The following is a 13,905-nucleotide window of genomic DNA, read 5'->3' as shown; positions in this document are numbered from 1 at the left end:
GATTCTCAGGGCGCGGTGTTCCGGCATCGTCTCGATCGGGAAACACCGTCGAAACGATGCGCCGCTAGCGTCACCGCATGTCCCGTGCAGCCCTCGCCCCGTTCCCGATCGAACTCCGTGTCGGCGTCCCCGACTGGCTCCGCGACGCGCAGGCCGCTGCACCGGAGTACCTCGGCACCCGAGCGGAACGGTTCGCGCTCGTCAACGCCCTCGCCGAACGGAACGTCGAGGAGGGCACCGGCGGCCCGTTCGCCGCGGCCGTCGTCGACGAGGACGCGGGTGCGGTCGTCGCGCTCGGGGTGAACCTCGTGCTGCACGCGAACGTGTCGTCGATGCATGCCGAGGTCGTCACCCTCGGACTCGCACAGGCTCGGACGGGCGCCTGGAACCTGGGCCGCGACGTCGGGCACCGGCGTGTGCTGGTCGTGAACGCCCAACCGTGCGTGATGTGCCTCGGCGCGCTGCTGTGGTCGGGCGTCTCGGCGCTGGAGTTCGCCGCGGACGGTGCCACGGTCGAGCGCATCACGGGCTTCGACGAGGGACCGGTGCCGGGGGACTGGCGCGAGCAGCTCGTGGCGCGGGGCATCGACGTGCACCAGGAGCACGACACGGGTGCCGAGGCCGCACTCGAGCGCTACCGCGACCTGGTCGAGTCCGGCGTCACCGCGCGCTACAACGGGAGCGGCGCCTGACCCGGCGTCAGCGCGACACCCGCCGCGTCCGTCGCCACCACCACTTGACCTGCATCGACGATCGGTCGTCCGCCGGCCCTGGAACGCCCCGAACCAGCTGACGACCGCCGCCACGATCGCCGCGCCGGCGGCGATGCACGCCGCGATCCGTGCTGTCTCCACGGGGAGAGCCTGCGGCAGTGGGCGCGACCCGACGAGACACGCGAGCCGATCTGTGGATGCCGGACCGCGCCTCCCGGCCTGTGCAGGAGGACGAGTCCACCTGGCGGACCCAGCAGCGGGGAGCAGACTGGCGACGTGCCCAACCCACCCCGCCTGAGCGACCTGTCCGGCTCGCAGGAGGCCGACACCGGCACCCTCCGGTCCCGCGGCCGCCGGTTCACCGAACTCCTGTCGATCGCCCGGCGCCACCGCCTCGTGCCGTTCCGCCGCCTCGACTTCTCGCACGACCCCGCCACCTCCGACCTGCGCAGAAGCCAGGCCGAGCACCTGCGGCGTGCGCTCGAGGAGGCCGGCGGCGGGTTCGTGAAGATGGGGCAACTGCTGTCCACGCGCGACGACCTGCTCCCCGAGGAGTGGACCGAGGGGCTCGCGCACCTGCAGCGCAACGTCACCGCCGCTCCCGCCGACCAGGTGCTCGCCCTGCTCGAACGGGAACTCGGCGCCCCGGTCGACCAGGTGTTCGCGTCCTTCGACCCGGTGCCCGTCGCGGCGGCCTCGATCGCCCAGGTCCACCGCGCCCGCCTGCCCGACGGCACCGCGGTCGCGGTCAAGGTGCAGCGGCCGGGGATCGACGCCGCGGTGCGCCGTGACGTCGACATCGCGCTCCGCGTCGTCCGCTTCCTGGCGCGGTGGTCGACCGAGGCCCGGCAGGTCGGCGTGCAGGACGTGGCCGCGCAGTACGCCGACGACCTGGTCCGCCAGGTCGACTTCGTCTCCGAGCTGCGGAACCTCACCGCCCTGCGCGCGGCGCAGGCACGCAGCGCCCGGCCTGACGAGGTCCGGTTCCCGGACCCGTACCCCGAGCTGTCCGGACGCCGCGTGCTCGTGATGGAGTTCCTGGAGGGCGACACGCTCAGCGCGATCCGCGCCGAGCGCGCGGACCGCGACCTGGACGGCCCGATGCGCGCGATCCTGCGCGCGTTCCTGCGCCAGGTCGTCTTCGACGGCCTGTACCACGCCGACCTGCACCCGGGGAACGTCCTGGTGCTGCCCGACGGGCGGCCCGCGTTGATCGACTTCGGATCGGTCGGGAGGCTCGACCCGACCCTCAGGGACACGGTCCAGGACCTGCTGGTCGCCTACCTGCAGGACGACACGTCGCGGATCGCCGATGCGGTCCTGCGGATGGCACCGGTGCGCGACGCGCACGACGAGCCCGACTTCCGTCGGGACATCGCGCGCTTCGTCGCCGACGAGCTCGGACCGGGTGCCCGCATCGGGGTCGAGACCGTGGACGATGCGGTCGAGGTCTTCGGGCGCTACCGGCTCAAGCCGCCGCCGGACTTCGTCGCCGCCGCGCGGGCCCTGGCGATCTTCGAGGGCACCCTCCGGACGCTCGCACCGTCGTTCGACCTGCTCGAGGAGTCCCGCGGGCTCGCCCGTGAGCAGATCACGGACCAGTTGCGCCCCGGCAAGCTCCGCGACCTCGCGGCCAAGGAACTCATCGGTGTCGTCTCCGCGGCACGACGGCTGCCGCGCCGGGTCGACCGGATCGGCGAGGCGATCGAGACCGGCAAGTTCACCGTGAACATCCGGCTGTTCGCGGACCGCCGCGACCGGGAGCTCGTGTCCGGCATGGTCCGGCGCATCCTGCTCGTGCTGCTCGGAGCCGGTGCCGGCGTCCTGGCGATCGTGTACCTGGCGCTGCCCGCCCGACCCGACGCGGCGATCTCGACCGTGGTCGCCGGAGCCCTGCTCGGGGGAGCGGCCGTGGTGCTGCTCGGCTGGGCGGCGATCGACGCCTGGCGCGCCCGACGGCGACGCTGATGGCGACGGGCGGGCGTCCGCTACACTCGTCCGGGGCCGAGCGCGGCCCGAAGACCTTTCACAACACGACCGAACGGGACACCGAAGACTCATGGCCAGTACCACTGACATCAAGAACGGCGCCGTTCTCATCATCGACGGCCAGCTGTGGTCGGTCGTGGAGTTCCAGCACGTCAAGCCCGGCAAGGGTGGCGCGTTCGTCCGCACCAAGCTGAAGAACGTCGTCTCCGGCAAGGTCGTCGACCGCACCTTCAACGCCGGCGCGAAGATCGACACCGCGGTGGTCGACCGCCGTGACTACCAGTTCCTCTACGAGGACGGCGACTCGTACGTGTTCATGGACACCGACACCTACGACCAGATCCCGGTCTCGGCGACGGTCGTCGGCGACGCGAAGAACTACCTGCTCGAGTCCGCGATGGTCACCATCGCGATGAACGAGGGCAACCCGCTCTACGTCGAGCTGCCGACGTCGATCGTGACCGAGGTCGAGACCGAGCCGGGCCTGCAGGGCGACCGTTCCTCCGGTGGCACCAAGGACGCGACCATCATCGCGACCGGTCACCGCATCCAGGTCCCGCTCTACCTCGAGAGCGGCACCACGGTGAAGATCGACACGCGCGACGGCAGCTTCCTCGGCCGCGTCAACTCCTAGGCGACGCCCGTATGAGTGCTCGTTCGAAGGCCCGTAAGCGCGCCCTCGACATGCTGTACGTGGCCGAGGTGCGTGAGCTCCCGATCGCGGACGTCCTGGCCACCGAGACGGTCCGCCACCTGGACCAGCCCGAGCGCGCCTCGAGCTGGGACTACGCGCGGCAGATCGTGACGGGCGTCGACGACGCCCGTCACGAGATCGACTCCGTCATCGTCGACCACGCCCAGGGGTGGTCGATCGCCCGGATGCCGGTCCTCGACCGCTGCATCCTGCGGATGGCCGTCTGGGAGCTCCGGTTCAACCCGGAGGTGCCCGACGCCGTCGCGATCGCCGAGGCCGTCGAGCTCGCCCAGTCGCTCTCGACCGAGGACTCCGCGGGCTTCGTGAACGGTGTCCTCGGAGCCGTCGCCGGCGGCCGTGCACCGTCCGGTCGGACGGTCGCAGGGGACCAGGAGTCCCGCTAGGCTTGTCCCCGTCAGCATCCTTTAATGCCGTCCAGTGAGGCGGGGAAGGGGGTCGACGTGGGTACCAGAACGGTCCTGCAGCAACCCGACATCACGCGCGCTCTGACGCGCATCGCACACGAGATCCTCGAGGCCAACCACGGCGGCTCGGACCTCGTGCTCCTGGGGATCCCGACCCGCGGCGCGGTCCTGGCGGAGCGGCTCGGCCGGATCCTGGCCGACATCGAGCCGGAGTGGGCCTCGGCCGCCGGTGGCATCGGGACCGAGCGTGTCGGCACGCTCGACGTCACGATGCACCGCGACGACCTCGGCCACGGCATCGGCCGCGCACCGCACCGCACCGTCATCCCCGCCGGCGGCATCGACGGCAAGGTCGTCGTGCTCGTCGACGACGTCCTGTACTCGGGCCGCACGGTCCGGGCAGCGCTCGACGCCCTGCAGGGGATCGGCCGACCGCGTGCCGTCCGGCTCGCCGTGCTCGTCGACCGTGGCCACCGCGAGCTGCCGATCCGCGCCGACCACGTCGGCAAGAACCTGCCGACCGCGTCCGACGAGCGGGTCACCCTGCACCTGTCCGAGACCGACGGCGACGACACCGTGTTCATCGAGCAGGGGGTGGCGTGATGCGGCACCTGCTCTCCACCGCCGACCTGTCGCGCGACCAGGCCGTGCACATCCTCGACGTCGCCGAGGAGATGGCCGAGGTCAACACGCGCGAGGTCCGGAAGCTCCCGGCGCTGCGTGGCAAGACCGTCGTGAACCTGTTCTTCGAGGACTCGACGCGCACGCGCATCTCGTTCGAAGCGGCAGCGAAGCGCCTGTCGGCCGACGTCATCAACTTCGCGGCCAAGGGCTCGAGCGTCTCCAAGGGCGAGTCCCTGAAGGACACCGTGCAGACCCTCGGCGCCATGGGCATCGACGGGATCGTGATGCGGCACGGCTCGTCCGGTGCCCCGCGCGTGCTCGCCGACGCCGACTGGATCGACGTCCCCGTGGTGAACGCCGGCGACGGGACGCACGAGCACCCGACGCAGGCGCTGCTGGACGCCTTCACCATGCGCCGCCGCCTGCACGGTGCGGGGTCGCGCGGACAGGGCCTCGACGGTGTCCGGGTCCTGATCGTCGGCGACGTGCTGCACAGCCGCGTCGCCCGGTCGAACGCGTGGCTGCTCCGGACCCTCGGGGCGAGCGTGACCTTCGCCGCGCCGCCGACGCTGCTGCCCGCGACGACGACGCCGTTCGGGGCGGCCGTGCACCACGACCTCGACGCCGCCCTGGCCGAGGACCCGGACGTCGTGATGACGCTCCGCATCCAGCAGGAGCGGATGAACGACGCGTTCTTCCCGAACCCGCGCGAGTACACGCGGCACTGGGGCCTGACGGCTGCACGGTTCGCGCGGCTGTCGGAGCGCACGCTGATCATGCACCCCGGTCCGATGAACCGCGGGCTGGAGATCGCCGGCATCGCGGCCGACGACCCGCGCTCGACGGTGGTCGAGCAGGTCGAGAACGGCGTCTCGGTCCGCATGGCGGTCCTCTACCTGGCCCTGACCGGCAGTGACGCGACCACCACCGAAGCGAAGGAGTCAGCCGCATGACCGCTCACCTGATCCGCGGCGCGCAGCTGGTCGACGGCTCGCGCGCCGACATCCGTCTGCAGGACGGCCGCATCACGGCGGTCGGGTCCGGTGTGGACGCGGGCGGCGCGACGGTCGTCGACGCCGACGGGCTCATCGCCCTGCCCGGCCTCGTCGACCTGCACACCCACCTGCGCGAGCCCGGGCACGAGGAGTCCGAGACGGTCCTGACGGGTTCGCGCGCCGCCGCGGCCGGGGGCTTCACTGCCGTGAACGCGATGGCGAACTCGAGCCCGGTCGCCGACACCGCCGGTGTCGTCGAGCAGGTCCAGGCGCTCGGCGACGACGCCGGCTACGTCACCGTCCGCCCGATCGGCGCGGTGTCGCAGGGGCTGCAGGGCACGCACCTGTCCGAGATCGGTGCCATGGCGACTTCGCGGGCGAAGGTCCGGGTGTTCTCGGACGACGGTTCCTGCGTCGCCGACCCGCTGCTCATGCGCCGCGCGCTCGAGTACATCAAGGGCTTCGGCGGTGTGCTCGCGCAGCACGCGCAGGAACCCCGCCTGACCATCGGCGCGCAGATGAACGAGGGCCGGCTGTCGTCGGAGCTCGGGCTCGCTGGTTGGCCGGCCGTGGCGGAGGAAGCGATCATCGCCCGTGACGTCCTGCTCGCCGACCACGTGGGCGCACGACTGCACGTCTGCCACGTGTCGACCGCCGGCAGCGTCGAGGTGATCCGCTGGGCCAAGTCCCGCGGCATCGACGTCACCGCCGAGGTCACGCCGCACCACCTCGTGCTCACCGAGGACCTGATCGCCGGGCACGACGGCGCCCCCGGGTACGACGCCCGCTACAAGGTGAACCCGCCGCTCCGGGCACGCGAGGACGTCGACGCCCTGCGCGCGGCCCTGGCCGACGGCACCATCGACATCGTCGCGACCGACCACGCACCGCACACCGCCGAGGCGAAGTGCTGCGAGTGGCCGGCGGCGGCGAACGGCATGGTCGGCCTCGAGTCGGCGCTCAGCGTCGTGCAGTCCGCCGTCGTCGCGTCGGGCCAGCTGGACTGGGCCGACGTCGCACGGGTCCTGTCCGAGGCGCCCGCCCGCATCGGCCAGGTGGAGGGCCACGGCCAGCGACTCGCCGAGGGCGCGCCCGCCGAGGTCACGCTCTACGACCCGTCGGCCAGCCGCGAGTTCGCGGTCGCCGACCTCGCCGGACAGTCGCAGAACTCGCCGTACCTCGGCATGACCCTGCCCGGCCGGGTCGTCGCGACGTTCCACCTGGGCGCGCCGACGGTGCTCGACGGCCGCCTGGTGGACGCCGACACCGTGGCCGCGCACGCCGCGGCGCTCCGGACGGGGGCGCGCGCATGAGCGGCGACGCCGCGCGCTGGCTGCTCGGCGGGGTGATCCTGCTCGCGGTCGCCGCGCTGTTCGTCGCCATGGCGCGCACCTGGCGGACGCGGACCAGGAAGCAGGCGGAAGCCGTGCCTCCCGTCCCCGTCCCGACCACGGTCGGACCGGCGGCCGGGTCCTGGGACGGCTTCTCCGTCGCGACGACCCGCGCCGACCAGCCGCTGGAACGCATCACCGCCGGCGGACTCGGGTTCCGGGGCCGCGGTGGCGTGACCGTCCACGAGACCGGTGTGGTCCTGCGACTCGCCGGTGCGGACGACCGGTGGATCGCACGTGCTGCGGTCCGCGGTGCCGACCGCTCGACGTGGGCGATCGACCGCGTGGTCGAACCCGGGGGACTGGTCCGTCTGCGATGGACGGCGACCGGCGCCGCAGGTGCGACGGACCTCGACACGTACTTCCGGTTCCCGGAGGGCGACGCAGCCGCGCTGCTCGCCCTGCAGGGACTGACCGAGACCGGGCCGCAGGCGACTGCGGCCGATGCCCCGCGAACCGCGGGCGAAGGGAAGAAAGCATGACACGCGAACGGGCCGTCCTGGTCCTCGAAGACGGCACCCGGTACGACGGCTGGGCCTACGGCGCCCGTGGGCGCACGCTCGGCGAGGTGGTCTTCGCGACCGGCATGACCGGGTACCAGGAGACGCTGACCGACCCCTCCTACGCCGGCCAGATCGTGGTGCAGACCGCGCCGCACATCGGCAACACCGGTGTGAACGACGAGGACCCCGAGTCCCGTCGCATCTGGGTCGCCGGGTACGTGGTGCGCGACCCCAGCCGCGTGGTGTCGAACCACCGCGCGAACGCGTCGCTCGACGACCACCTGGTGCGCGACGGCATCGTCGGCATCTCCGGGATCGACACCCGCGCCCTGACGCGCCGGATCCGCGACGCCGGGGCCATGAAGGGCGGCGTCTTCAGCGGTGCCGACGCGGCGCTGCCGGAGTCGGAGCAGCTGGACGCCGTCCGGTCGCAGGCCACGATGGCGGGTGCGAGCTTCTCGGCGATCGTGTCCACCCCCGAGACGTACGTGGTGCCGGCCGAGGGCGAGCAGATCGGCCGACTGGCCGTGCTCGACCTGGGCGTGAAGGCATCGACCACCCGCTACCTCGCCCAGCGCGGGTTCGAGGTGCACGTGGTGCCGCAGGACATCAGCGCCGCCGACCTGGAAGCCCTGGCACCGGACGCGCTCTTCTACTCGAACGGCCCAGGGGACCCGGCCGCGTCGGACGCCCAGGTCGAACTGCTGCAGGGGAGCCTGCGGACCGGGCGCCCGTTCTTCGGCATCTGCTTCGGCAACCAGCTGCTCGGCCGCGCGCTCGGCTTCGGCACCTACAAGTTGCCCTTCGGTCACCGCGGCATCAACCAGCCGGTGCTCGACACCACCACGGGCAAGGTCGAGATCACGAGCCAGAACCACGGCTTCGCGGTCGACGCGCCCCTGGGCCAGGTGCTCGAGTCGCCGGCCGGGTTCGGCCGCGTCGAGGTCTCGCACTACTCGCTGAACGACGACGTGGTCGAGGGCCTGCGTGCGCTCGACGTCCCCGCGTTCAGCGTGCAGTACCACCCCGAGGCCGCCGCTGGTCCGCACGACAGCATGTACCTCTTCGACCGGTTCGCGGACCTGGTGCGCGCGCGACGTGACGGGGAGCCGCTCGACGCGGCCACCGCCGACGCGACCACTCCCGCAGCAGACATCACCAAGGAAGCGAACTGATGCCCAAGCGCGCAGACATCAACTCCGTCCTCGTCATCGGGTCCGGCCCGATCGTCATCGGTCAGGCCGCCGAGTTCGACTACTCCGGCACCCAGGCGTGCCGCGTCCTCCGTGCCGAGGGCGTCCGGGTCATCCTCGTCAACCCGAACCCGGCGACGATCATGACCGACCCCGACTTCGCCGACGCGACCTACATCGAGCCGATCACGAACGCGTGCCTCGAGGAGATCATCCGCATCGAGAAGCCGGACGCCGTCCTGCCGACGTTGGGCGGCCAGACCGCCCTGAACGCGGCGATCGCGCTCGACGAGGCCGGCATCCTCGCAAAGCACGGCGTCGAGCTCATCGGCGCCAAGGTCGAGGCCATCCAGCGCGGTGAGGACCGCCAGCTCTTCAAGGAGCTCGTGCTCGAGTCCGGTGCCGACGTGGCCCGCAGCCACATCGCCCACACGCTGGAAGAGGCGAAGGAGTTCGCGAAGGACCTCGGCTACCCGCTGGTCGTCCGCCCCTCGTTCACCATGGGCGGTCTCGGTTCGGGCTTCGCGTACGACGAGGCCGAACTCGTCCGCTTCGTCGGTGACGGGCTGCAGTCCAGCCCGACGACCGAGGTCCTGCTCGAGGAGTCGATCCTCGGCTGGAAGGAGTACGAGCTCGAGCTGATGCGCGACAACTACGACAACACCGTCGTCATCTGCTCGATCGAGAACGTCGACCCGGTGGGCGTCCACACCGGCGACTCGATCACCGTCGCCCCGGCGCTCACGCTCACCGACCGCGAGTACCAGAACATGCGCAACATCGGCATCGACATCATCCGTCGCGTCGGCGTCGACACCGGTGGCTGCAACATCCAGTTCGCCGTCGACCCGTCGAACGGCCGCCTGATCGTCATCGAGATGAACCCGCGTGTCTCCCGCTCGTCGGCCCTGGCGTCGAAGGCCACGGGCTTCCCGATCGCGAAGATCGCCGCGAAGCTCGCCATCGGGTACCGCCTGGACGAGATCCAGAACGACATCACGAAGGTCACGCCGGCCAGCTTCGAGCCGACGCTCGACTACGTCGTCGTGAAGACCCCGCGCTTCGCGTTCGAGAAGTTCCCCGCGGCGGACGCCACGCTCACCACGACGATGAAGAGCGTCGGCGAAGCGATGGCCATCGGCCGCAACTACGCGACGGCACTGCAGAAGTCGCTGCGGTCGCTCGAGAAGCGCGGCTCGAGCTTCCACTGGGACACCCCGGCGGCGGAACTCGACAAGGACGCCCTGCTCGCGAAGTCGTCCGTCCCCACCGACGGCCGGATCGTCACGGTGCAGCAGGCCCTGGTCGCCGGCGCCACCGCGGACGAGGTCTTCGAGGCCACGAAGATCGACCCGTGGTTCATCGACCAGATCGTGCTCATCAACGAGGTCGCGGCCGAGGTCGCGGCCGCCGAGGAGCTCGACGCGGACACCGTCCGCTGGGCCAAGGAGCACGGCTTCAGCGACACCCAGATCGCGGCGCTCCGCAGCACCCCCGAGCACCCCGTCAGCGAGCAGCAGGTCCGCGACGAGCGGCACGCCCTCGGCATCCGCCCCGTCTTCAAGACCGTCGACACCTGTGCCGGCGAGTTCCCGGCCCTGACGCCGTACCACTACTCGTCGTACGACGCCGAGACCGAGGTGGCCGCGAGCGACCGCAGGAAGGTCGTCATCCTGGGGTCCGGCCCGAACCGCATCGGCCAGGGCGTCGAGTTCGACTACTCGTGCGTGCACGCGTCCTTCGCGCTGAGCGACGCCGGGTTCGAGACGATCATGATCAACTGCAACCCCGAGACGGTCTCCACCGACTACGACACCTCGGACCGCCTGTACTTCGAGCCGCTCACGGCCGAGGACGTCCTCGAGGTCATCGAGGCCGAGGCGGCATCGGGTGAGCTGGTCGGCGTCGTCGTGCAGCTCGGCGGCCAGACCGCCCTGGGACTGGCGAAGCCGCTCGAGGCCGCGGGGATCCCGATCCTCGGGACCAGCCCGACGGCGATCGACTCGGCCGAGGAGCGCGGGCAGTTCTCCGCCATCCTCGACGCCGCGGGGCTGCTCGCACCGCGCAACGGCACCGCCCACGACCTGGCGAGCGCGACCGCGGTCGCCGAGGAGATCGGCTACCCGGTCCTCGTCCGCCCGTCCTTCGTGCTCGGCGGCCGCGGCATGGAGATCCTGTACGACTCCCCGTCGCTCGCCGACTACTTCGACCGGATGGCCGACCAGGCGATCATCGGCCCGGAGCTCCCGCTCCTCGTCGACCGGTTCCTGGACGACGCGGTGGAGATCGACGTCGACGCGCTCTTCGACGGCGAGCGGCTCTACATCGGCGGCATCATGGAGCACCTGGAAGAAGCGGGCATCCACTCCGGCGACTCCGCGTGCACCCTGCCCCCGGTCGGCCTCGGCCGCGCCGAGATCCAGGGCGTCGTCGACGCGACCGAGAAGATCGCCCGCGGCATCGGCGTGCAGGGGTTGCTCAACGTCCAGTTCGCCATCGGTGCCGGTGTGCTCTACGTCCTCGAGGCGAACCCGCGCGCCAGCCGCACGGTCCCGTTCGTCTCGAAGGCGCTCGGCATCCCGCTGGCGAAGGCCGCGTCCCGCATCATGACCGGCACCAGCGTCGACGAGCTCGTCGCCGAGGGCATGCTGCCGGCCCGCGACGGTGCGTTCGTCCCGATGGAGGCCCCGGTCGCCGTGAAGGAGGCCGTGCTGCCCTTCCGCCGCTTCCGCACCCGCGAGGGGCAGGTCGTCGACTCGGTGCTCAGCCCCGAGATGCGCTCCACCGGCGAGGTCATGGGCATCGACCGTGACTTCCCGCGGGCGTTCCTCAAGTCGCAGGATGCCGCGTACGGCGGCCTGCCGACCAGCGGCACGGTCTTCGTGAGCGTCGCGGACACCGACAAGCGCGCCATCGTGCTGCCGGTGCACCGCCTGCAACAGCTCGGCTTCACGATCATCGCGACCGAGGGCACGGCGGAGATCCTCCGTCGCAACGGCATCGAGGTCGGCATCGTCGGCAAGTACAGCCAGGGCGGCGAGAGCGTCGTCGACCTGCTGACGCGCAACGAGGTCGACATCGTCATCAACACGCCGTCGGGTGCCGCCGGTCGTGCGGACGGGTACGAGATCCGCGCGGCCACGGTCGCCGCGGACAAGCCGCTGTTCACGACGATCGCGCAGATCGGTGCGGCGGTCGCGGCGATCGAGACGATCGGCACGCCGCTCAACGTCCGCAGTCTGCAGGACTACGCGCGGGAGCGCGCGACCTGGTGAGCGACGGACGGTCGGGAGGCCCGGCCTCCTTCGGCGATCGGCTCGCGTCCGCGATGGGCGAGCGTTCACCGCTCTGCGTCGGCATCGACCCCCACGCCACCACCCTGGCGGCGTGGGGGCTCGGCCGCGACGAGCAGGGCCTGACCGCCTTCGGCGCGGCCCTGGTCGACGCGGCCGCCGGCCGCGCGGCGATCGTGAAGCCGCAGATCGCCTTCTTCGAGGCGGCCGGGGTGGCGGGCTACCGTGCGCTCGACGCGACGATCCGTCGGGCACGCGATGCGGGCCTCCTGGTCGTCGCCGACGTCAAGCGGGGCGACATCGGGACCACCGGTGACGACTACGCGCTGGCGTGGCTGGACCGTGACGGGCCGTTCGCGGCCGACGCCATGACGGTCTCGCCGTACCTGGGGTACGGCTCGCTCCGCGGCACGATCGACGTCGCGCGCCGGAACGGTGCCGGGGTCTTCGTGCTCGCCGCGACGAGCAACCCCGAGGCCCGGGTGCTGCAGACCGCGGTGCTGGCGGAGGGACCGCGTACCGGCCGGACGGTCGCGGCCGGTATCGTCTTGGACGTGGCAGACGACAACCGATCCGTGGGCGACCAGGCCCTGGGCGACGTCGGGCTCGTGCTCGGCGCGACCCTTCACCTCGACGACTTCGGCATCGACGCGGACGCGATCGGCACCGCACCGGTGCTCGCCCCGGGCTTCGGTGCCCAGGGGGCCCGGATCGAGGACCTCCGCGCGCTGTACGGCTCGCGTGCCGAGCAGGTGCTCGTGAGCGAGTCGCGGGGTCTGCTGACCGACGGTCCGGACGGGGTCGCAGCGCTCGTCGCCGACCGCGCGGACCGCATCGTCGCCGCACTCGGAGCAGCGGCATGACCGCTGACGGCACGGACCGCGGCGACCAGCCCGCCCACCGCACCCCACCGGAGGTCGACCGTGTCGCGGCCGCCCAGGCCGCGGTCGCCGCGCGACGCGCCCGAGCCGCGGTGAAGGCCGCGATCGCGTCGGAGGAGCGGTCGGCGCTCGAGGTCGCACGCTCGGCGTGGGACGACGCCCTGGTCGAGACGACCTCGGCGGAACGCTCGCTCCGGGTCCGGGACCTGCTCGTCAGCCTGCCCGGCATCGGCCCGGCACGCGCCGAGTCGATCATGGGCACGCTGCGCATCGCGCCCTCGAAGCGTCTCGGGGGACTCGGCAGCAGGCAGCGCACGGCCCTGGCCGACTGGCTCGCCGCCCGCGGTCGCAAGCGCGGTGCGTCGAAGCTCGTGGTGCTCGCCGGACCGACGGCCGTCGGCAAGGGCACGGTGAGCGCGTACATCCGCGAGCAGTACCCCGACGTCAACCTCAGCGTCTCCGCCACGACCCGCAAGCCCCGTCCGGGCGAGGTCGACGGCGTGCACTACTACTTCGTCGACGACGCCGAGTTCGACCGGATGATCCGCGAACGCGAGCTGCTCGAGTGGGCCACGGTGCACAACTCCTACCGGTACGGCACCCCGCGGCCGCCGATCGACCGCGCGCTCGACGCCGGCGAGCGGGTCATGCTCGAGATCGACCTGCAGGGTGCTCGTCAGGTCCGTGACGCCATGCCCGAGGCCGTCCTCGTGTTCCTGCTGCCCCCGACGTGGGAAGAACTGGTGCGCCGGCTGATCGGCCGCGGTACCGAGTCGCCCGAAGAACAGGCGCGTCGACTCGACACCGCGAAGGTCGAACTGGCCGCCCAGGACGAGTTCGACGTCCGCATCGTGAACTCCGATGTCGGCACCGCGGCACGACAGGTCGTAGACTTGTTCTCTGCGCCCTGACGGGTGCACCGACGACGAGGAGACTCCATGGCCAACCCCCAGGGCATCATCGACCCGCCCATCGACGACCTGCTCAGCAAGGTCGAGTCGAAGTACGCGCTCGTCATCTTCGCTTCCAAGCGCGCGCGCCAGATCAACGACTACTACGCCGACCTGCACGAGGGCTCGCTCTTCGACAACGTCGGCCCGCTCGTCGACTCGACGATCGACGACAAGCCGCTGTCCGTGGCTCTGCACGAGATCAACGAGGACAAGCTCACCGTCACCAAGCAGCAGCAGCCCTCCGACTGATC

13 protein-coding genes are annotated in these 13,905 nt (G+C 71.6%); all 13 read left to right on the top strand.

Annotated features, from left to right (window positions below):
* Window positions 1–77: 77 nt before the first annotated feature.
* The 13 genes from ACGH48_RS10875 (at window position 78) to rpoZ (ending at window position 13,903) form a co-directional block, all read left to right on the top strand.
* Window positions 78–692, top strand: coding sequence for a deaminase (locus tag ACGH48_RS10875; protein WP_396288574.1), 615 nt, complete (start codon window positions 78–80; stop codon window positions 690–692).
* A 297-nt stretch (window positions 693–989) separates the two neighbouring features.
* Window positions 990–2,681, top strand: a complete 1,692-nt coding sequence (locus tag ACGH48_RS10870) for an ABC1 kinase family protein (RefSeq protein WP_396288572.1) — start codon at window positions 990–992, stop codon at window positions 2,679–2,681.
* 91 nt (window positions 2,682–2,772) lie between these two features.
* Window positions 2,773–3,336, top strand: a complete 564-nt coding sequence (gene efp / locus ACGH48_RS10865) for an elongation factor P (RefSeq protein ID WP_111083909.1) — start codon at window positions 2,773–2,775, stop codon at window positions 3,334–3,336.
* An 11-nt stretch (window positions 3,337–3,347) separates the two neighbouring features.
* A complete protein-coding gene (nusB, locus tag ACGH48_RS10860) occupies window positions 3,348–3,800 on the top strand; it encodes a transcription antitermination factor NusB (protein ID WP_027465744.1) in 453 nt (150 codons plus the stop codon).
* A gap of 24 nt (window positions 3,801–3,824) precedes the next feature.
* Window positions 3,825–4,424, top strand: coding sequence for a bifunctional pyr operon transcriptional regulator/uracil phosphoribosyltransferase PyrR (gene pyrR / locus ACGH48_RS10855; protein WP_123312441.1), 600 nt, complete (start codon window positions 3,825–3,827; stop codon window positions 4,422–4,424).
* Entirely contained in the window at window positions 4,424–5,398 is a 975-nt protein-coding gene (locus tag ACGH48_RS10850; protein WP_222657812.1) for an aspartate carbamoyltransferase catalytic subunit, read from the top strand. The genes pyrR and ACGH48_RS10850 overlap by 1 nt, the downstream gene beginning before the upstream one ends.
* Window positions 5,395–6,753 carry a dihydroorotase gene (locus tag ACGH48_RS10845; RefSeq protein WP_123312445.1) on the top strand — a complete coding sequence of 453 codons (1,359 nt, stop codon included), beginning with the start codon at window positions 5,395–5,397 and terminating at the stop codon, window positions 6,751–6,753. The genes ACGH48_RS10850 and ACGH48_RS10845 overlap by 4 nt, the downstream gene beginning before the upstream one ends.
* Window positions 6,750–7,313 carry a hypothetical protein gene (locus ACGH48_RS10840; RefSeq protein ID WP_123312447.1) on the top strand — a complete coding sequence of 188 codons (564 nt, stop codon included), beginning with the start codon at window positions 6,750–6,752 and terminating at the stop codon, window positions 7,311–7,313. The genes ACGH48_RS10845 and ACGH48_RS10840 overlap by 4 nt, the downstream gene beginning before the upstream one ends.
* On the top strand, window positions 7,310–8,509 hold the full coding sequence (carA, locus tag ACGH48_RS10835; protein WP_396288568.1) for a glutamine-hydrolyzing carbamoyl-phosphate synthase small subunit: 1,200 nt from the start codon (window positions 7,310–7,312) through the stop codon (window positions 8,507–8,509). The genes ACGH48_RS10840 and carA overlap by 4 nt, the downstream gene beginning before the upstream one ends.
* Window positions 8,509–11,802 (top strand): carbamoyl-phosphate synthase large subunit, encoded by a 3,294-nt coding sequence (carB, locus tag ACGH48_RS10830; RefSeq protein ID WP_396288566.1) that lies wholly within the window; start codon window positions 8,509–8,511, stop codon window positions 11,800–11,802. The genes carA and carB overlap by 1 nt, the downstream gene beginning before the upstream one ends.
* A complete protein-coding gene (gene pyrF, locus ACGH48_RS10825; RefSeq protein ID WP_260233019.1) occupies window positions 11,799–12,683 on the top strand; it encodes an orotidine-5'-phosphate decarboxylase in 885 nt (294 codons plus the stop codon). Before carB ends, pyrF begins: the two co-directional genes overlap by 4 nt.
* Complete coding sequence (gene gmk / locus ACGH48_RS10820) at window positions 12,680–13,612, top strand: guanylate kinase (protein WP_123312453.1); 933 nt, start codon at window positions 12,680–12,682, stop codon at window positions 13,610–13,612. Before pyrF ends, gmk begins: the two co-directional genes overlap by 4 nt.
* 27 nt (window positions 13,613–13,639) lie before the next feature.
* The gene (gene rpoZ, locus ACGH48_RS10815) at window positions 13,640–13,903 is read left to right on the top strand and encodes a DNA-directed RNA polymerase subunit omega (RefSeq protein WP_114849971.1); all 264 of its coding nucleotides are present in this window, start codon (window positions 13,640–13,642) and stop codon (window positions 13,901–13,903) included.
* The last annotated feature ends 2 nt before the right edge of the window (window positions 13,904–13,905 follow it).

This window comes from Curtobacterium pomorum (assembly GCF_044497295.1).
Lineage (GTDB): Bacteria > Actinomycetota > Actinomycetes > Actinomycetales > Microbacteriaceae > Curtobacterium.
This window is presented reverse-complemented; position numbering and strand designations above follow the sequence as displayed.